Raw genomic sequence first — 18,530 nt, 5'->3', positions numbered from 1 at the left:
CCTCCGGGTAAACCCCCATTTTCCCGTTAGCGTGCGGCGGGCTCGTGCGTGGTGGTCCGCAGTTCGATGCTCGGCTCGTTGTCCAGCCTTTTGACCTCGGTGATGGTGTCGCTGAAACGTTCTTGCAGACTGCACATTTCGTGATCCCCTCGCGAACGTGTTCCCCCCGAGGCTACTTCACCCGAGTGATCAAGTGCAGAGAAACGCCAAACAAGCCTGGTCCAGGCACGAAACGAGGAGGGGAGACAACCGGACCGCTCAGGAACCCATCGACTGTTGATTACCCCGGCTACGCGAACTCGGTTGTCTTTTGCACGATTACTACCGGGACCCCGTTTGGTGTCAGCGGTCCACCGATATGCCCACTGATCGAGGCCCATGGCAGTCGAAAATATGTGCAGCCGCTCGACCCGGATTTCGTTCCACCGTGCCTGGGTTCTGCAGCATCACGTTGCGCAACTGCCGGGATCAGTGCTGACGGTTCTTGCTCGTTTCCATCGCGGCGTCGTTGAACGCCCGGACTCTGGCTGTCTCCCGGGAGAACCGCCACACGAACCCCCACTCAACGGGTGGGGCGTCGTCGAACGGGAGGTAGGTGACGTCCGGTCGGAGGTAGAAGCGGGTGACCTGGGCTCCGACGATGAAAGCGCCCTCGCCCGCGCCGATGAGGGTGAGGATTTCCTGGAAGGTCTGGGCGCGCCTGCCGTGCGCAATCGGCGCGCCACTCGGCGTGTGCGACGGGACCCGGTCCTGCACGACCGAGTCGGGCAGCGTCGTCGGCATCCGCAGCAGGGTGACCGCGGTGAGATCCTCCAGCGAGATCGAGGCGCGCCGGGCCAGTGGATGCCGGGAGGACACCGCGAGCATCCGCGCCTCACTGATCAGGGTCGGGCCGGTGACCAGGTCGGGCTCATCGATCGGACGGCCGATCAGTACCATGTCGAAAGCGTCACTGCGCCAGCCGATGAGGCCGTCGCTGATCTGTACCTCTCGGATATTCACCTCGCTGCCGGGGTGCGCCGCGCGGAAGTGCTTGGTCGCCTCCAGAATCAGCTGACCGGCGGCGGCGCCGTTGAATCCGATGTTCAGCACACCGGTGACACCGCGACCTTCGGCGGTCGCGCGCTCGATGGCCTGCTGAATTCGCTGGTGCCCCGGTAGCAGATCCTCGCGCAGTAGTTGCCCGATGGGAGTGAGGGTCACCTTGCGGCTGGTTCGTTCGAAAAGTGGTGCGCCGATTTGGCGTTCGAGGCGTTGGATGATCTGGGTGATCCGGCTCGGCGACACCCGCAGCCGCTCGGCTGCTCTGCCGAAATGTAGCTCGTCCGCCAGCGTCAGGAACGCTTCGATCTCGTGCCGTTCCATGGCCATCCCGTCGATCGTTGAGTGGGCCTAAACGGTTGTTGCGTAACGCGTCGTTGTTCCCAGGACCACCCTTCTTAATCCTTGAAAAGGCAGTTGTCCACGTGAATTGAGGAACACCGATCTATGAGTAAGAACTCCGAATACATCCTTGTGCTCGGTGGCACAGGCAAGACCGGCAGCCGGATCGTCGAGCGGCTACAGGCCATCGGGGCTCCGGTACGCGTCGGCTCTCGCTCCGTCGACCCGCCGTTCGATTGGGACAACCCGGCGAGTTGGGCGCCTGCGCTGCTGGATGTGCACGCGGTGTATGTCTCCTTCCAGCCGGATCTCGCGGTGCCGGGTGCCCCGGAGGCAGTGCGCGCCTTCGGCGAGATGGCCGCGACCGCGGGCGTGCGGCGGCTGGTGCTGCTGTCGGGCCGCGGCGAGGAGGAGGCGCAGGCCGCGGAGCAGGCGCTCGCCGAGGTGGGGCTGGAGCTGACGGTGGTGCGGTCCAGCTTCTTCGCTCAGAACTTCAGCGAGGGCGAGTTCCTTGCCCCGCTGCGGGCCGGGCAGCTGGTGCTGCCGGTCGGGGCGGTCCCCGAGCCGTTCATCGATATCGATGACATCGCCGATCTCGCGGTGGCCGCGCTGACCGAGGAAGGACACGCCGGCCAGGTATACGAGGTGACCGGACCACGCATGCTCACCTTCGCCGAGGCGGTCGCCGAAATCGCCGCGGCCACCGGGCGTTCGATCGAGTACGTCCAAGTGTCGCCGCAGGACTACGCGGCGGCATTGGCCGAGGCGCAGGTGCCCGATTACCTGATCGAGTTCCTCGGCTATCTGTTCACCACCGTCCTGGATGGCCGCAATGCGTATCTCGGCGACGGTGTGCAGCGCGGCCTCGGCCGTCCGCCGCGGGATTTCGCCGAGTATGTGAAAGCAGCAGCGGCCGACGGCGTCTGGGATGCCGAATGAGGACCGCCCTCGGGAAGGGAGCCGCGTCATGAAGGCTTTGCGATCGACCACGTTGGTTCTCGCGGCGGTGACGGCCGGACTGATGGCCGGGCTGTTCGCCGCGTTCGCCTATTCGGTGATGCCCGGCCTGAAACGTAGCGGCGACGCCGCATTCGTCGAGGTCATGCAGAACATCAATGTGGCCATTGTGAATCCGCTGTTCATGACCATGTTCATGGGTGGGCTGGTCGCCGGACTCGCTGCGGTGGTGGCGAACTGGCGCTCCGGCGACCCGGCAGTGCGGTACTGGGCGATCGCCGGATTCATCTGCTATCTCGTGATGTTCCTGATCACCAGCGGCGCGAACGTGCCATTGAACGACAAGCTCGCCGCGGCGGGTGATCCGGCGACGATCGCGGATCCGGCCGCCGTGCGCGCCGAGTTCGAAGGCCCGTGGGTGGCCTGGAACATCGCGCGCGCAGTCGTCAATGTCGGTGCACTGACGTGTTTCGCGTTGGCGCTGTTGCGATCCGGCCGACAGGCCGGCGTCGAGGTGGTCGCAGACCCGCGTGCCGCGAAACTGTCACCGGCACGGCCGATGTCGCACTAGCGGACCGTCAGGAACGGACCAGGCGGGCAATGGCGTCGGTGGCCTCTTTGATCTTGGCGTCGGCCTCGGGGCCACCGGCGACCGCCGCATCGACGACACAGTGGCTGATGTGGTCCTCGAGCAGGCCCATCGCGACTGCCTGCAGCGCCTTGGTCATCGCGGAGACCTGGGTGAGGATGTCGATGCAGTACTTTTCTTCCTCGACCATGCGCTGTAGTCCACGGGCCTGCCCCTCGATCCGGCGCAGCCGCTTGAGGTAGTCGTCCTTGGCCGTGATGTAGCCATGGCTGGAGTGGTCGTCTGCGGCGTGATCCTGGGTGGCCGCGGTGTCGTGCGACGGGTGGGGTGTCACCGGCTGTCTCCTCGCTGCCTGCCGGATCTCCGGCCTGAACTGATTAATACCCCCCTAGGGTACAACGGATCAAGTGACTTGTCAGGTCAGCGCCCGGCCGGGCCGGTCGGGCACCTGCAGGGCCGTCGCTGCGATGGTCGGCACGGTGCCGACGCTGTGACGGGCTCAGTGCGTCCTAGGTGCGCTCGGAGGTGCGGACGGGGACCCTTCCGGCCGGCGCACGGAGCCGGGCGGGACAATCATGTGCATGAGTTCGCATGCCCGGCCCGCGATCGCCGTCATCGGTGGTAGTGGCTTCTATGATTTCTTCGACAACGAGGCGACCACCGTCGAGGTCGACACCCCCTACGGCAAGCCGAGCGCGCCGGTCGCGATCGGCGAAGTAGAGGGTCGGCCGGTGGCGTTCCTGCCGCGGCACGGCAAGCAACACGAGTACGCCCCCCACACGCTGCCGTACCAGGCCAATATGTGGGCGCTGCGCTCGCTCGGGGTGCGTCGGATCTTCGCCCCGTGTGCGGTCGGCAGCCTGCGCGCGGACTGGGGGCCCGGCACCGTCGCGGTACCCGATCAGCTGGTGGACCGCACCTCGGGGCGGCCGCAGACCTACTTCGACGGCGGCGGTGTGCACGTTTCCTTCGCCGATCCCTACTGCGAAGAATTGCGTTCCGCCGCGACGAAATCCGCGACCGATGAGCTGCCGATGAAGTCGTCGGGCACCATGGTGGTCGTGCAGGGCCCCCGGTTTTCCACCAGGGCCGAGAGCCGCTGGTTCGCGGCCCAGGGCTGGGAACTGGTGAACATGACCGGCCATCCCGAGGCGGTGCTCGCTCGGGAACTGGAAATGTGCTACGCCGCAGTCGCTTTGGTGACCGACCTGGATGCAGGCATGGAGGAGGGCCACGGTGTGCATGCCACCGACGTCTTCGCCGAGTTCAAGAAGAACCTCGGTCCGTTCAAGGAGCTGATCCGCCGCTCGGTGTCGGCTGTTCCGCACACCGACACCTGTGCGAAGTGCAGTGTGCACGGGGGCGTGACGCTGCCGTTCGAGCTGCCCTGAGTCATCGAACGAGAGGTTGTCGATCGAGGGACGTTCGCCTCCGGGTGGAGTGGGCCGATCGAGTGGAGTAGGCCGACCGAGCAGCGTCGGCCGGCCTGGCGGAGTGGGCCGAGATTCGAACCGCTCCACTCACGGTGTCGCGGCCGCGAAGGCGGCCACGTGGGTGCGGGCCCACTGTTCAAAGGTGTGCGGGTCGCGGCCGGTCACCTCGCGGACCGTGGGGTGGACCTTGGACTCGTCCAGTGTGCCGTCGACGAAGAAGCTGACGAACGCCTCGACGTATTCGCTGGGCATGCTCGCCTCCAGCTCCGCAACGGTCTCCTCGTTGGTCAGGTTCTGGCAGACCAGCGGGCGGTCGAGCACTCTGGCCAGCACCGCGACCTGATCGGCGGGCAGCAACGCCTGTGGCCCGGTCAGCTCGAGGATGCGTCCCTCCAGCCCGCCTCCGGTGAGCGCCGCCGCGGCGACGGCCGCGATATCGCCCGGATCAATTGCGGCCACCCTGACCTCGGAGAATTGGGCCCGCACCACGTCACCGACGGCAAGCTGCGGCAGCCAGCGCAGCGCGTTCGACATGAACGAGCGCGGGCGCAGAAATGTCCACGCGAGCCCGGATTCCCGAACATCCCGCTCGGACTGTGTCATGTACCTGGAGACCGCGTTGCTCATATCCTCCAGCGCCGCCGAACCACCCGAGAGCAACGCAACCTGTTGCACCCCGGCCTTTTTCGCGCGCGCGAGCAGTTCGGGCATGCCCGCATAGCCCGGCATCAGAAACATCCCGTCGACGCCGTCGAGCGCCTCGGCCATGTTCTCCGGCTGATTCAGATCTCCCACCACGGCTTCGACACCGGCAGGCAGCGTCGCGCGCTGGGGATCCCGCACCAGTGCCCGCACCCGCTTCCCGGAATCACTCAACTGCGCAACCAATTCTGTGCCGATGTTCCCGGTAGCACCGGTTACCAGAATCATTTCGCCTCCTGCAGACTCGGGATCGGTCCACCCGAACATAGGACATGCGCCGCCCACAACGCGGGAAGTAGATCCCTGTTGACGGGAACACCTGCGAGGCTGGCAATTTCGTGACTCTCGCAGGCCAACCGTGGGCGTAGGCCTCGATCGGTAGCCGGGGAGTGGTGCTGAGTGGCTCATGGCTGCGGCAAACGTCGAGTAGCGCTCTCGCTGGTGTGCCGCTCGTCGCTGCCATGTTGCGGCGATAGGCTCACGCTGTGGACAACCCGTTGCGGCTCGAAGTGATCGTGGCCAGCGTGCGGCCGGAGCGTTTCGCCCCGGTCGTCGCCGACTGGTTCCTGCGGACGGTGCGGGCAAATCCCGAATTCGATACGGGCGTTATCGATCTCAGGGAAACTCCGCTGCCGGTCGATCTCACCGATACGCCGACGGTCGAGGCATACCGCGCCAGGCTGGCCGCCGCCGACGCCTTCGTGGCGATCACTTCCGAGTACAACCACGGCTATCCGGCCTCGCTGAAAACCGCCTTCGACACGGCGAAACGGGAATGGCGGGCCAAACCGATCGGCTTCGTCGCCTACGGCGGCCTTTCCGGCGGTCTACGCGCCGTCGAACAGCTGCGTCAGGTAGTCGCCGAAATCCACATGGTCTCGATCCGTGAGACGGTCAGCTTCCATCAGGCGAAGAAGCAGTTCGACGCAGCGGGGGAGACCCACGACGGTGCCGCCATCGACGCCGCCGACCGCCTGATTCGCCAACTGACCTGGTGGGCAAGAACATTGCGAACCGCCCGCACCGCCGACCCCTACCCGGGCTGACTACCCACCATGGCGCGGCGGCCGCGCGGGTGGCCGATGTAGGTGGCCTCGCGGGGGATGGAGACCAGGGTGAGGTCGACCTGCGCGGTGCCGGTGCGCAGGATGACGTGGTTGCCGATGGCGCCGGGCTGGTGGATCGACAGGTCGGGACGGGTGGCGGGCCAGCCCATCGGGTCGCCGGTGACGTAGATCGTCGTGACACCGGCGTGCGGCGCGGGCGCGAGCACCCCGTCGACCACAGTGGCCGTGAAACCCGCGTCGGACTGGTGTGTTTCGACCGCGAGGGTGAGCCGCTCGGGGTTGGCGATGGTGTTCACCAGGTTCTCCCACGCGTGCGCCCGATCGGTGCGGACCAGGATGCGCTCGCCGACCGCGAGTGCGCGGAACACCAACTGCTGCGCCAGATATAGCTCGCCTGCGACATAGACGGTCGAGATGCCGGTGCCGACGATTCGCACCGCGACACCCTGAGCCTCGTCGTCCGAGCCGATCAGCTGACCGCAGCCCGACGACGGCAGGTGCAGCGCGCCGATCACATCGATCGGATATTCGGCCACCGGCACGGTGTCGTCGAGAGCCGGGATGGCCAGCGGGAGATGGGCGAGCAGTCCGTCGCGGTGGCGGCCGTTCATCGAGATGAGGCCCTTGAGATTGGTCCGCTCCGGCAGCTCGCGTGCGGTCAGCCGCCAGGCCGCGCCGATGCTCACCGACTCGGCCGAACTACCGGGACGCAGCCGCACCGCGACCGTGGTGCCGCGCGAGGGCGCCACCCACAGCTGGGAGAGCAGGTCGGAGCCGAGCCGCTTGGGGTCGACCGCACTGCCGATGTTCACGCTGTTGCCGATCTCCGCGTAGCGCCAGCGGTGGGTCAGCGTGCGCGGATCGAAACCGGCGGTGATCTGCAGGACCGCCTTGCGGATTTCCGGTGCGGTAAGGATGCGGGCGCTGCAGTCGGCATCCTCCAACGTACGCATAATGCGTTGTGTCGCAATGGTTACCGCACGCGAGGCGCCCTCGCTGCCGCCGCCGCGGCGGGCCGTGGCCTCCGGGCAGGTGATCGCGTCGAAGCTGATGGCCAACCACACCGTGCGATGCGCGGTGGCGGGCAGCGGCCCGAGCAGCGATTCGTAGATCTTGCCCGCCGGTGTGCCGGAGCGGCTGCGGTGTCCGTGGCTGATGATGTCGATGCCGCTGAGCAGGATGTCGTGCTGGTTGAGGCATTTGGCCAGCTCGGGGAGCGGCAGCAGGTGCGAGGCGTGCACCGTCGTGCGGGCGATGCGAGTCAGCCCACCCTTGGGGGCGAGCACCTCGACAACCGTCACAACCCGAACCCCGTCCCAGTACAGCCCGAGCGAACGACCATCGGTGCCACGGAAATCGACGGTGTCGCCGATCTCGTAGTCATCGCGCGTGGCATAGCGCCACCAGGTGCTCATCCAGTCCAGCAGGGTCCGTTTGGCAACGGGGATGAGCGGCAGCAGCGCGGCGACGACGGCCACGGCGAGAGCGGGCAGCGCCGCAAGTCCGACGAGCAGCGCGAGCAGTCCGGCTACGAGTCCGATCACCTGTGCAACAAGCAGATTCTGCAGCGAAATGCGCCCGAGGAGCGGGCGTGGTCCCGCGCCGGCAGATTCGGCCATCGTCGTCCCCCAAGTACCCGATATCGGCCGTTTCCTACCGGCCGAGCTGAACAAGAGTCCCCGGGAACTGTACTGTGTTCCGCGAACGTGAGCACTGTTCGGGGGAGGAAACATGCCTTCAAAACCCACTACTCGCTGGCAGGTCAGCGGCTATCGCTTCCTGGTCCGGCGGATGGAGCATGCGCTGGTCCGCAGGGACGTGCGGATGCTGCACGATCCGATGCGCTCGCAGTCGCGTGCGTACGCGGCCGGGCTGGTATTGGCCATTGTCGTACTTGCCGGCTGCGGCGTGCTCGCGCTGCTGCGCCCACAGGACAAGATCGGCAGCAACAAGATCCTGATCGGCAAAGAATCCGGTGGCGTCTATGTAGTCATCGATGACGTCGTGCATCCCGCGCTGAACCTCGCTTCGGCTCGGCTGGCCGCTGGGGAGCCCGCCAAGCCCGCGGTCGTCAAGGACTCCGAACTCGGCAAGAAGCCGCGCGGCCAGCTGATCGGCATTCCCGGTGCGCCCGCCTCGCTGCGTTTCGAGACGGACGGCAAGGGCCGCGCCTGGACGGTTTGCGATCAGCTGAAGAACGACGGCAGCAAGGACCTCACCACCTCGGTGCTCGCGGGTGACCCCGAGCTCGGCGAAAAAGCCTCGGTCATGGGCAAGGACAAGGCCCTGCTCGTGCAGGGCAAGGACTCGGCGTATCTGGTGTACGAAAATCGGCGCGCCCGAGTCGACATGACCGACCGCGCCGTCACCGACGCGCTGAATATCACCGGCATGGCTCCACGACCGATCGGTGCGGGCCTGCTCAACACGATTCCCGAAGTGCTGCCGATCATTCCGCCCCCGATCAACGATCCGGGCGCGGCGGTGAACTACCCGGTCGCCAACCATCGGATCGGCGACGTGGTGGAAGTGCCCACCGAGCCTGGTAGCCACTATGTGGTCCTGCAGGACGGGTTGCAGCCGATTTCCCCGTTGACCGCCAAGATCATTCGCAACCGCTACCGGTCCACAGCGACCACCACCACGATCGATCAGATCGACAAGACCAATGCGGATGTCTCGCACACTTTGCGCGTAGAGCTCTACCCGCACACCGCGCCGACCATCATCCAGTCCAAGGACCAGCCGGTCGGCTGCCTGTCCTGGAGCCCGATCGCCGCGGCCGCGGACAACAAGGACGGTAACCGTGCCGAGCTTTCGGTGATCACCGGTGTGGCGCTGCCGATTCCGGAGAAGGCCAAACTGGTGCCGCTCGCGCAGGCGGACGGTTCCGGGGCCAACGCCGACTCGGTGTACATCAAGCCGGGCACCGGCGCGTTCATCCAGAGCACCGGCATCGAACCCGATAGCCGCCGCAAGGACAGCCAGTTCTATATCGCCGACACCGGAGTCCGCTACGGCGTCAAGAACGCCGACGCGGCCAAAGCACTCGGGATGGATACCGAGGCAGGTGTGCAGCCGGAACCAGCGCCGTGGCCGATCGTCGGCCTGCTCGCCTCCGGCCCCAGCCTCGGCAGGGAAGAGGCGATGGTCGCGCACGACGGCGTCGCTCCGGACCCGTCGCCGGCGAAACAGCCTGTCGCATCTATTAAGTGAGCAGCGGTCCGGCGACCGATCGAAAATGTTGGGGTTTCAACGGAACCGATCTTGGTCGCGGTACGTCAGAGATGGTGATGGGCCGAGTTCTGGAGCGAAGAGTGCGTGTAGGTGGGTTCGGTAGCGAATTCCATTGCAGCGCAAGAATCTTCACGACCGGAAGCAACTCGTCTGATGGGCGGCATTCGCCGCTCGGTATCAGAAGAGGGAGTGGCAATGACCAAGATCTATCGAGCGATCGCATCGTTCGCGGCCGTGGCAGCGCTCGGCGGAGGAGCGGCCGGAATCGTTGGCGCAGGGGCGGCATACGCACATACCGGCACTATCACCGGTAACGAGAAATACGATTCTATGGCGGAATGCAACAGCGATCTCGACGCCCATCAGGAACACAGATATTGGGGTTGTTCACCGATGTCGGATGGTCGGGCGGAGCTGACGCCAAAAACTTCCTACTGAGCCGAGTCGAAAGGCTTGCCTCGAGCTGAATCACAGCGACTGCTCGGGTGATTGCTGATCAGGAACCCACGCGAGGGTCTCGGCACAGGTTGCCGAGACCCTCGCGTGCGTTTGCAGCGCGCTCAACGATCCACCGCGCAGCGCAGTTCGGCTATCCGCCAGCGGCTTTGGTCGATCGCGCTACATGTCCTCGGAGGAAACTCCGAATCTGCGCCGGATAGGGAATGACGCGAGGTAGCCGAGAATCAGTGCGGCCGCGATGATTCCGGTGCCGATCAGTGCGATATTTCGCGCTCGGTGGTCGGGCGCGGGAGCCGGTGCGGGCACTGCGAGCTGAGTGCTGGCTGCCGGGCTCGGGCGCTTGGGCGGTAGCCCGCCGGTCACCTCGTTGGTCAGCGCGGCAATCGGGTCGACGGCGCCGTACCCGACGTACTGATTCCAGCCTTCGGCGGGTGCGTGCGCGGTGGCCTGAATCCGTTTGATCACTTCCTGCGCACTGAGCTCGGGGAAGCGGGCGCGCACCAAGGCGACGACGCCGGACACCAGCGGGGTGGCAAAGCTTGTGCCGTTCATCGTTTTCTGGTCGCCACGCGTGTCGATGGTTCCGGTGGAGGTCCCGGTGCTGCGCGGGTCGAGCGAGATCATGTTCTCGCCGGGTGCGGCTACGCCGAGCCAAGGGCCTGGCACAGTGAACTTCGACGGCGCGCCGTTGGCATCGATCGAGCCGACCGCAAGCACGTAGTCGTCCCAGCGGGCTGGGACGACATTGACCTGGACCTTGCTCCACGGGTCGGCGGTGGGATCGAGTGGATCGATGATCGCCTGGTCGGTCTTGCACGCGTCGTCCTTGTTTCCCGCGGCAACCACGACGACCACATTCTTCACGAGGGTGGCGTATTGCACTGCGGCGCCGATTGATCCGTCGCGGTCTTTCTCCGGGCCGCACCAGACTTCGGAGATATTGATTACGGTGGCGCCCTTGTCCGCGGCCCGCCGGATGGCCGAGGCCATGGTCGGCAGGTTTCCGTAGCCTTCGGGCAGGTCGTCGGGGTTGCGCTCCTTTGCCCGGCCTTCCCGCTGATACATCTTGCTGGTCTGCCGGATGGTCATGATGCGTGCCTCGGGGGCGACGCCGGAAAAGCCCTGTCCGTCAACCTTTGTCGCGGCGATGAGGCCGGCGACGAACGTGCCGTGGGCATCGCAGTCCTCGGTACCGTCGCCGACATTGGCCACGAAGTCGCCTTCGGCCTCCAGCCCGGGAAGCCGGAGATGGCGGGCGACGCCGGTGTCGATTACCGCGACCATCTGGCCTTCACCGCGGGAGAACCGCCAGGCACTTTCCAGGTCCAGCGAGCGTTGCGCGGCGGGGATGCTCGGTCCGTCGCCGCCGGACACCGTGTTATTGCAGTCGGAATTCGGTGGCCGCTCGGTCTTTTCGGGTGGGGCCGCCGGATCGCCCGCCGGCAGCAGGCTCGGGTTCACCGGGGGCGGCCGGTCGGCGTGCGCGACTCCCTGCCCGGCGCCGAGCCCGAATGACGCACTCAGGCCCAGCGTTACGGCGACGGCCGCGACGCGCAGGGTCGCGCTCACAGCCCGCGAACGAGCGAGTAGAGCGAGGCCACCCAGAACACCAGCGGCAGTACGGCGGCGACGAACGCGTACTCGAGCAGTTCTACGCCGCGGCGCATCGGCGGCGTCGCAGACTGGTTCGGGATGATGATGCCGAGAATGAGCGCGGCGATCAGGATGACCATCGCGGCGCCGAAGACCATCAGCGGCTGCTCCATGCCGATGCTCGCGCCGATCAGCATGATCAGCACGATGGCCGCGCCGCCTGCGATCAGCACCACGGCTTGTTCGGCGCCTGCGTAGGTGCGGCTGCGGAACATCAGCACGATCGCGCAGACCAGTGCGAGCGCGATGCCTTGCCAGTAGGGGCTTTCGGCGTCGGGGTCGGTGGCCGCCAGCGAACCCGCGACGGTGATGAGCGTGGTCGCTGCGACGAGTCCGCCGAGGTACATGCGGGCCCGCTCCGACTTGACCCGCAGGGCATCCATGGTCGGCAGCGCGCGGTGGTCGTCCGGATCGTCCTCGGTCGGGTCGATCGGGGTGCCCGGCGAAGGCACCGGCGGCAGCGGCAGTTTGGCGAGCAGCATCGAAACCCGTGGCGCCAGCGAGAGACCGCCGAGTCCGAGTGCGGCGGCGACCGCGCCGATGGCGGGCAGCGACTGCTCGGTGAGCAGACCGACCATCGCGGCCGGAACCGCGTACACCGCAAGGGTGCTCGCGCCGATGAACAGCGCCAGGCCGACACCGGTGACGCGCCACGCGAGGATCGCGGTGGCGCCGAGCAGGACCGAGCCGAGCAGGATGTGCGCCCAGTCGTAATCGTCGGGCACCAGCAGCATGCCCGCGGTGAACGCCGCGGGCAGCGCACAGCCGGCGAGCACAAGCGCGGTGCCGGTGTCGCCGTACATGCGGCTGAACACCATGCCTGCGACGACGAGCAGGATGGCGACCGTCAGCGCGATCGACCCGCTCACGTAGCCGGGCAGCGCGTCCTTGGCCAGCAGCAGACCGAGGCAGCCGACGATCATGGTGATCGCGGCGAGGATAGAGCCGGTGAGTCGCGCGACCTTCGGACTCCAGCTGCGGTAGTGGTCGGTGTCCGCGATCGCGACGTTGTACATGATGTCGTCGAACAGCGGCATCGGCGCTGTGTGCGAAGCACTTTCGAGCATCAGCAGCTCGCCGTCGCGGACACCGTGTTCGCCGAGGCTCAGCGAGTTGGAGAACGGCGGATGGCCGATACGGGCGAGCACCCACTCGGCGGGCTCGAAGCGTTCGCCCTGGTTGTCGAAATCGTTGGTGCGGCTGTGCTGGGCGACCATGTCGACGACGCTCGGAATCACCAGGGCGACGGGAACGTCGACCGGGATCGCCATATCCACCTGAGTGTGTTTGGCCAGAATCGTCACTCGAGCCAAGTCCGGTGCACGGACAATTCCGCGCGAGGACTCTTCGTCGATATGGTCAAGGCGCGCGTGCGTCAAGCTTCCCCCAACTCGTCTTCTACCTCGTGTTTCCGCAACCGGCATACCCAGGGGCCGAGCTTGCGAACCCACGGTTCGGGCAGCAGAATGCTGGTCGAACTGTACGACATGTCAGCTGCCGGCTCTACACTGAGCCCGAAGTACAGCTGCGTAAGGGGGATTTCTCGTCTGATGAGTACCGTCCGGTTCCAGCGCCGTGCGCGACGAGAGATGCCGCGTTCTCCCGGCGGTGAAGTCACCTTGCAGCCGCCGCCCGAGATTCCCCGGGTAACGCCGGGCAGCTTGCTCAGCAAGATGATGCCGGTCGTGATGGTCGTCGGCATGGTCGGGATGATGGCCCTGATGTTCACCCAGGGCGGTGGCATCGCATCGAACCCGATGACCATGATGTTCCCGATGATGATGGTCTTCTCCATGGTCGGCATGTTCGCCGGTCAGGGCGGTGGCAAGGGGCAGAAGGCCGCCGAAGCGAACGAGGACCGCAAGGACTATCTGCGCTATCTCGACCAGGTGCGCAGGGATGTCGACGACACCGCAAGGCAGCAGCGCGCTTCCGTCGAATGGAGCCACCCGGAGCCCGGCCTGATCTGGATGCTGGCGGGCACCAGCCGGATGTGGGAACGGCGTGCGGGGGACAAGGACTTCTGCCACGCCCGCATCGGTATCGGCGGCCAGCGCCTCGCCACGCGACTGGTCGCGCCGGAGACCGGTCCGGTCGAGGAGCTCGAGCCGATCGCCGCGGTGTCGCTGCGCCGTTTCGTGCGCGCCCACTCGACGGTCCCCGACCTGCCGACCGCGATCGCAGTGAAGGGCTTCGCAACCATCGCCCTGGACGGCGATCGGGTCGAAGCCAGGGAAATGACTCGCGCAATGTTGTTGCAGCTGTGCATGTTCCAGGCGCCCGACCAGGTGCTCGTCGCGGTGGTCTGCGGCCCGGACACGGCACGCGAGTGGGAGTGGACCAAGTGGCTGCCGCACACCCAGCACCCCGACGCGCAGGACGGCATCGGCACCCAGCGCATGTTCTACGGCTCGATTCGCGAGGCCATGACGGGTCTGCATCCGTTGCTGGCCAATCGCGTTCGGTACTCCCGTAATCAGCCTGCCAACGTCAATCTGGTGCACATCGTCATCGTGGTCGACGGCGGTCTGCTCGAGGCCGAGGACGATCAGCTGCGTGAATCCGGCTACGAGGGCGTCACGCTCATCGACTTGTGCGGGTACGCACCGCGTTTGGCGGTATCGCGCGGTATCAAGATGGTCGTGGAGAACGGCGAGTGCGTCGGTCGCGGCGCCACCGGCAACCAGGAACGTTTCGCGCTGATCGACCGGATTTCCCCGCAGCAGGCCCAGCAGGTGGCACGCAGGCTCGCGCCGTATCGCGCGGCGACCCAGCGCAGCAGCGATGTCGAGGTCGACGACTCCGAGGTGATCTCGTCATGGTCGCAGCTGATGAGTCTCGGCGACATCGGCACCTTCAATCCCGAACACGCCTGGCGCCCACGCTACGGCCGCGAGCGGTTGCGGGTCGCGTTCGGTGTCGGCGCGGACGGTCTTCCGGTCGAGCTCGACATCAAGGAAGCCGCGGAGAGCGGCATGGGCCCGCACGGATTGTGCATCGGCGCAACCGGTTCCGGTAAGTCCGAGTTTCTGCGCACCCTGGTGCTCAGCCTGCTCGCCACCCATTCACCGGACCAATTGAACCTGGTGCTCGTCGACTTCAAGGGTGGTGCGACCTTCCTCGGCCTCGACGGCGTTCCGCATGTCGCGGCGGTCATCACCAACCTCGAAGACGAGGCCGACCTCGTCGACCGTATGAAGGACGCGCTGGCGGGCGAGATGAACCGCCGCCAGGAAGTGTTGCGCCAAGCGGGCAACTTCGCCAACGTCTCCGAGTACGAGAAGGCCCGTGCCACGGGCGCGGATCTCGATCCGCTGCCCGCGCTGTTCGTCGTGCTCGACGAGTTCTCCGAATTGCTCACCCAGCACCCGGATTTCGCCGAGCTGTTCGTGATGATCGGCCGCCTCGGTCGCTCGCTGCACGTGCACCTGCTGTTGGCCTCGCAGCGCCTCGAGGAAGGCAAGCTGAAGGGCCTCGAAAGCCACCTGTCCTATCGGATCGGTCTGAAGACCTTCTCCGCCAACGAATCTCGCCAGGTGCTCGGTGTCCCCGATGCCTACAACCTGCCGGGCGTTCCCGGTGGCGGCTACCTGAAGTCGGACTCGGGCGAGATCCAGCGGTTCCAGGCCTCCTATGTCTCCGGCCCGTATGTCGGCGGCGGTTCGCAGCGCGAGGTCACCAGTGCGGGGATCGCGGGCGGGGAAATCGATGTGAAAGCGCGCCCGTTCGCCGCCGTCCACGTCGACTTCCGGCCCGCCGACCGGATTCCGTTGCAGGCCACGCCCGCCAACGAGCCGGAGCAGCGCTCCGACGACGGCGAACAGATCTCCAACGTGAACATGCTGGTCTCGCGCATCCGCGGCCACGGCCGTCCGGCACACGAGATCTGGCTGCCGCCGCTGGACGAGGCGCCCACCCTCGATCAGCTCATCCCGCGCTCCATCCTCACCGGCGAGTACTCGGCCGTCGCGACGTTGCGAGCCCCGATGGGCATTGTCGACCGGCCCTACGATCAGCGCCGCGATCCACTGGTCGTCGATCTGTCGGGTTCACGAGGCAACGTCGCGGTGGTCGGCGGTCCGCAGTCCGGCAAGTCGACCGCATTGCGCACCATGATCATGGCGCTTTCGCTGACCCACACCGCCGAGCAGGTGCAGTTCTACTGCCTCGACTTCGGTGGCGGCACGCTGGCCAGCCTGCAGGGGTTGCCGCATGTCGGTTCGGTGGCAAGCCGATTGGACGACGACAAGGTCCGGCGCACGGTCGCCGAGATGGGCACCATCGTCCGGTCCCGTGAGGCGCGCTTCCGTCAGCTCGGCATCGAGTCCATGACCGAGTTCCGCCGCCTGCGGGCCATGGACCCCGCCAGCAGCCCGGCCGCTGCGGGCGCGCACGAGGATCCCTTCGGCGACGTCTTTCTGGTGATCGACGGTTTCGGCTCCATCCGCCAGGACTTCGATCCGCTCGAGCAGCCGATCATGAACCTTGCGGTGCAGGGGCTTTCGTACGGTGTGCACGTTGTCATCGCACTGGCGCGGTGGGCCGAGGCGCGTCCGGCGCTCAAGGACCAGATCGGCACCAGGATCGAGCTGCGCCTCGGTGACCCGATGGACTCCGACCTCGGCCGCAAGTTCGCCGCGCTGGTCCCGCAAGGGCGGCCGGGTCGCGGTATGACACCCGAATGCCTGCACATGCTGACCGGTCTGCCCCGCATCGACGGCAGCTCCGACCCCAACAATCTCGGTGCGGCGGTCGGTGAGGCGGTCGCGACGATCGCCCGTCTCACGCCGGGCCGGCACGCGCCCGCGGCCCGCATGCTGCCGGAGATGCTGCCGCGCGAACAGCTGTTGCAGCTGGCGGGCAACTGGCCGTCGCAGGTCGACCAGGACCGCAAGAACATGCGTATTCCCCTCGGTATCAACGAATCCGAGCTCGCGCCGGTCTACATCGACTTCAACGAGAGCCCGCACTTCGTCGTCATCGGTGACACCGAATCCGGTAAGTCGACGTTGTTGCGTTCGCTCGTCGAGGGCATCGCCGCATCGAACACCCCGAATCAAGCGCGCTTCATCCTGGGCGACTACCGGCGCACCATGCTCGGTTTGGTGCCCGACGGGTACCTCGCGGGTTACGGATCGACCGCGCCGCAATTCACCCAGAACATGTCCGATCTCGCCGCCTATGTCGCCCAGCGGACGCCGGGGCAGGACGTTACGCCGCAGCAGCTGCGCGATCGCTCGTGGTGGAGCGGACCGGAGTTGTTCGTCATCATCGACGACTACGACCTGGTCGCCACCTCCATGGGCAATCCGGTGTCGGTGCTGGTCGAGCATTTGCCGCACGCTCGCGACCTCGGCTTCCACCTGATCATCGCCCGCCGCTCCGGCGGCGCGAGCCGCGCAATGTACGAGGCCACGCTGGCCAGGATGAAGGACCTCGGCTCGGCGGGCCTGATCATGAGCTGCAACAAGGACGAAGGCGTGCTCATGGGCACCACCCGTCCCGGCCCCAAGCCACCGGGCCGCGGCACCTACGTCACGCGCAACACTGAGGATCTGATTCAGCTGGCGTGGATGCCAGCGGCGGAGTGATGTCCGTCGTCGACCTGGTGGTCACCGACACGCGTATCTGGGCGTGCGGTCCGGCCACCCATTGGGATGTGCCGCCGTCGGTTGTGCTCGGCAGCAACGGGAATCTGGTCGTCGGTGAGCCGTTGACGCCGCCGACCCAGGTCAGCTCCGCCGTCCAGTTCGTCACGGGGGAGCGGATCGCACTGCTGCCACGGGTGCCCGCCGTCGCCGAGGCGATGACGGCGATCGTCGGCACTGTGCTGCAGAACCTCGGCGTCGCCACCCCCTGCGGCCGGGTCACCGTCGCGTGTCCGACGGAGTGGGGCGCGCGACGGCGTGCGGTTCTCGAGGCCGCACTGCGCCGCTTCGCCAACGATGTCGTGTTCGAGGACATGGCCGTTCGCGCGGTGGCTGCCGATGAGGGCGCCGACCGCAGCAGCCGTACGGTGGTGCTGGAATTCGGCACGCTGTCGAGCACCGCGAGCACCGTCGTGCGCAGCCATCAGGGCACGCATGTCGAATCATGTGAGCACGAACCGAATCTCGCGCTGGCCGACCTCGGCCCCGACCCGCAGGCCGCCGACGATCTTGCCGCGCTCGTCGGCCGGCTCCTCGCGGGCCGCCCGGCCGATGTCGTTCAGGTGGTGGGTGTTTCGGATCCGGCGAAACTCGAGGTGATCCGCTCGGTGGTTCCGCCGATCGCTGGACCGGCCGTCGAGCTGCGGCCGATCGCAGGCGCCGACCTGGTGCGCGGGCTGCGGCCGGACCCCGACTATCGGACCGAGGCTGTCTCGGCGCTGCCGACCGCGGAGTGGATGCAGCCGCTTCGGCAGCGTGCGGCCGCTGTCGGGGGCCCCGACCGTCGCCGCACCGGATACCTGGTCGCCGCGGTCGCCGGTGTTCTGGTGGTCGCCGCGGCGGCGGTGGGAGCGGTCGTCGTCCTCGGCGGCTCGCAGGACACTCCCGCGGTGTCTGCGGGAGCCTCGGCGTCGGTCCACGCCACCGCACAAGCGACGGCCGACGGCAAGCCCACGCCACCGCCTGGACGCGCACCGTCATCGGAAACCATTGGGCGCGTGCGTTTTCAGACACCGGCGGGCTGGCGTCTCGCGCAGGCTCCCGACCCGAGCAGGCCACGCGTCGACCTCGTACCGGAGGACGGCAGCCGCATGCGGATCACCGTGATCCAAACGCCGGTCGCCGCCGGGATCGGTTATGAGCAGGTGGCCAGGAGCCTCGAGGCGCAGATGCGGCAGAAGCCGAATGGTGCGCTGACCGATCTGAAGCATGACCAGGTGTTCGGCGGAAAGTCGGGCCTCGCCTATATCGAACGGCCGGGTGATGGTTCCACGGTGCGTTGGCATGTGCTGGTCGAGCACGGGCTTCAGGTCAGCACCGGATGTCAGTTTCTCGGCGAGTGGGAGTCGATTGCGCCGGCCTGCGAACAGTTCGCGGCCTCGGTGCAGGTGACTCCGTAAAA

At 66.8% G+C, this 18,530-nt stretch carries 14 protein-coding genes; 8 read left to right on the top strand and 6 right to left on the bottom strand.

Features of this window, described 5'->3' with window-relative positions:
• Positions 1-468: 468 nt before the first annotated feature.
• Positions 469-1,371 (bottom strand): LysR family transcriptional regulator, encoded by a 903-nt coding sequence (locus ACLMAL_RS00325; protein ID WP_411997257.1) that lies wholly within the window; start codon positions 1,369-1,371, stop codon positions 469-471.
• A gap of 117 nt (positions 1,372-1,488) precedes the next feature.
• On the opposite strand from ACLMAL_RS00325, the gene ACLMAL_RS00320 reads away from it, so the two are divergent.
• Positions 1,489-2,322: an NmrA family transcriptional regulator gene (locus ACLMAL_RS00320; RefSeq protein ID WP_411997256.1), complete on the top strand. Its 834-nt coding sequence runs from the start codon at positions 1,489-1,491 to the stop codon at positions 2,320-2,322.
• Between the two features lie 28 nt (positions 2,323-2,350).
• A complete protein-coding gene (locus ACLMAL_RS00315; RefSeq protein WP_411997255.1) occupies positions 2,351-2,911 on the top strand; it encodes a DUF1772 domain-containing protein in 561 nt (186 codons plus the stop codon).
• Between the two features lie 7 nt (positions 2,912-2,918).
• On the opposite strand, the gene ACLMAL_RS00310 is transcribed toward ACLMAL_RS00315, so the two are convergent.
• On the bottom strand, positions 2,919-3,263 hold the full coding sequence (locus ACLMAL_RS00310) for a metal-sensitive transcriptional regulator (RefSeq protein WP_406236406.1): 345 nt from the start codon (positions 3,261-3,263) through the stop codon (positions 2,919-2,921).
• Between the two features lie 247 nt (positions 3,264-3,510).
• On the opposite strand from ACLMAL_RS00310, the gene ACLMAL_RS00305 reads away from it, so the two are divergent.
• Positions 3,511-4,320: an S-methyl-5'-thioadenosine phosphorylase gene (locus tag ACLMAL_RS00305; RefSeq protein WP_328409334.1), complete on the top strand. Its 810-nt coding sequence runs from the start codon at positions 3,511-3,513 to the stop codon at positions 4,318-4,320.
• A 129-nt stretch (positions 4,321-4,449) separates the two neighbouring features.
• On the opposite strand, the gene ACLMAL_RS00300 is transcribed toward ACLMAL_RS00305, so the two are convergent.
• Positions 4,450-5,292 carry an NAD(P)H-binding protein gene (locus tag ACLMAL_RS00300; RefSeq protein WP_411997254.1) on the bottom strand — a complete coding sequence of 281 codons (843 nt, stop codon included), beginning with the start codon at positions 5,290-5,292 and terminating at the stop codon, positions 4,450-4,452.
• Positions 5,293-5,549: 257 nt separating this feature from the next.
• Between ACLMAL_RS00300 and ACLMAL_RS00295 the strand changes: the two genes are divergently transcribed.
• On the top strand, positions 5,550-6,110 hold the full coding sequence (locus ACLMAL_RS00295; protein WP_411997253.1) for an NADPH-dependent FMN reductase: 561 nt from the start codon (positions 5,550-5,552) through the stop codon (positions 6,108-6,110).
• On the opposite strand, the gene eccE is transcribed toward ACLMAL_RS00295, so the two are convergent.
• The gene (gene eccE / locus ACLMAL_RS00290) at positions 6,098-7,750 is read right to left on the bottom strand and encodes a type VII secretion protein EccE (RefSeq protein ID WP_411997252.1); all 1,653 of its coding nucleotides are present in this window, start codon (positions 7,748-7,750) and stop codon (positions 6,098-6,100) included. The two genes, ACLMAL_RS00295 and eccE, sit on opposite strands and share 13 nt — an antisense overlap.
• Positions 7,751-7,862: 112 nt before the next feature.
• On the opposite strand from eccE, the gene eccB reads away from it, so the two are divergent.
• Together eccB and ACLMAL_RS00280 are read left to right on the top strand one after the other, a co-directional pair.
• Positions 7,863-9,347: a type VII secretion protein EccB gene (gene eccB, locus ACLMAL_RS00285; protein WP_411997251.1), complete on the top strand. Its 1,485-nt coding sequence runs from the start codon at positions 7,863-7,865 to the stop codon at positions 9,345-9,347.
• A 216-nt stretch (positions 9,348-9,563) separates the two neighbouring features.
• On the top strand, positions 9,564-9,806 hold the full coding sequence (locus tag ACLMAL_RS00280) for a hypothetical protein (protein ID WP_411997250.1): 243 nt from the start codon (positions 9,564-9,566) through the stop codon (positions 9,804-9,806).
• A gap of 180 nt (positions 9,807-9,986) precedes the next feature.
• Here the strand turns inward: ACLMAL_RS00280 and mycP are convergent, their stop codons facing one another.
• Complete coding sequence (gene mycP / locus ACLMAL_RS00275) at positions 9,987-11,396, bottom strand: type VII secretion-associated serine protease mycosin (RefSeq protein ID WP_411997249.1); 1,410 nt, start codon at positions 11,394-11,396, stop codon at positions 9,987-9,989.
• The gene (gene eccD / locus ACLMAL_RS00270; RefSeq protein ID WP_411997248.1) at positions 11,393-12,859 is read right to left on the bottom strand and encodes a type VII secretion integral membrane protein EccD; all 1,467 of its coding nucleotides are present in this window, start codon (positions 12,857-12,859) and stop codon (positions 11,393-11,395) included. The genes mycP and eccD overlap by 4 nt, the downstream gene beginning before the upstream one ends.
• 171 nt (positions 12,860-13,030) lie before the next feature.
• Between eccD and eccCa the strand changes: the two genes are divergently transcribed.
• Together eccCa and ACLMAL_RS00260 are read left to right on the top strand one after the other, a co-directional pair.
• Positions 13,031-17,071 carry a type VII secretion protein EccCa gene (gene eccCa, locus ACLMAL_RS00265; protein WP_411997247.1) on the top strand — a complete coding sequence of 1,347 codons (4,041 nt, stop codon included), beginning with the start codon at positions 13,031-13,033 and terminating at the stop codon, positions 17,069-17,071.
• Positions 17,050-18,528, top strand: coding sequence for a type VII secretion-associated protein (locus tag ACLMAL_RS00260; protein WP_411997246.1), 1,479 nt, complete (start codon positions 17,050-17,052; stop codon positions 18,526-18,528). Before eccCa ends, ACLMAL_RS00260 begins: the two co-directional genes overlap by 22 nt.
• Positions 18,529-18,530: the final 2 nt, after the last annotated feature.

The sequence above is a fragment of the Nocardia sp. CWNU-33 genome (assembly GCF_046764895.1).
Classification (GTDB): Bacteria; Actinomycetota; Actinomycetes; order Mycobacteriales; family Mycobacteriaceae; genus Nocardia.
The sequence above is the reverse complement of the archived record's forward strand: the minus strand, read 5'-3'. Positions and strand labels throughout refer to the sequence as shown.

Coding starts and splice junctions, on each gene's coding strand:
- eccE (WP_411997252.1), bottom strand. CDS start 7,750: ATGGCCGAATCTGCCGGCGCGGGACCACGCCCGCTCCTCGGGCGCATT.
- eccCa (WP_411997247.1), top strand. CDS start 13,031: ATGAGTACCGTCCGGTTCCAGCGCCGTGCGCGACGAGAGATGCCGCGT.
- ACLMAL_RS00280 (WP_411997250.1), top strand. CDS start 9,564: ATGACCAAGATCTATCGAGCGATCGCATCGTTCGCGGCCGTGGCAGCG.
- ACLMAL_RS00320 (WP_411997256.1), top strand. CDS start 1,489: ATGAGTAAGAACTCCGAATACATCCTTGTGCTCGGTGGCACAGGCAAG.
- ACLMAL_RS00305 (WP_328409334.1), top strand. CDS start 3,511: ATGAGTTCGCATGCCCGGCCCGCGATCGCCGTCATCGGTGGTAGTGGC.
- ACLMAL_RS00300 (WP_411997254.1), bottom strand. CDS start 5,292: ATGATTCTGGTAACCGGTGCTACCGGGAACATCGGCACAGAATTGGTT.
- ACLMAL_RS00325 (WP_411997257.1), bottom strand. CDS start 1,371: ATGGCCATGGAACGGCACGAGATCGAAGCGTTCCTGACGCTGGCGGAC.
- eccB (WP_411997251.1), top strand. CDS start 7,863: ATGCCTTCAAAACCCACTACTCGCTGGCAGGTCAGCGGCTATCGCTTC.
- ACLMAL_RS00315 (WP_411997255.1), top strand. CDS start 2,351: ATGAAGGCTTTGCGATCGACCACGTTGGTTCTCGCGGCGGTGACGGCC.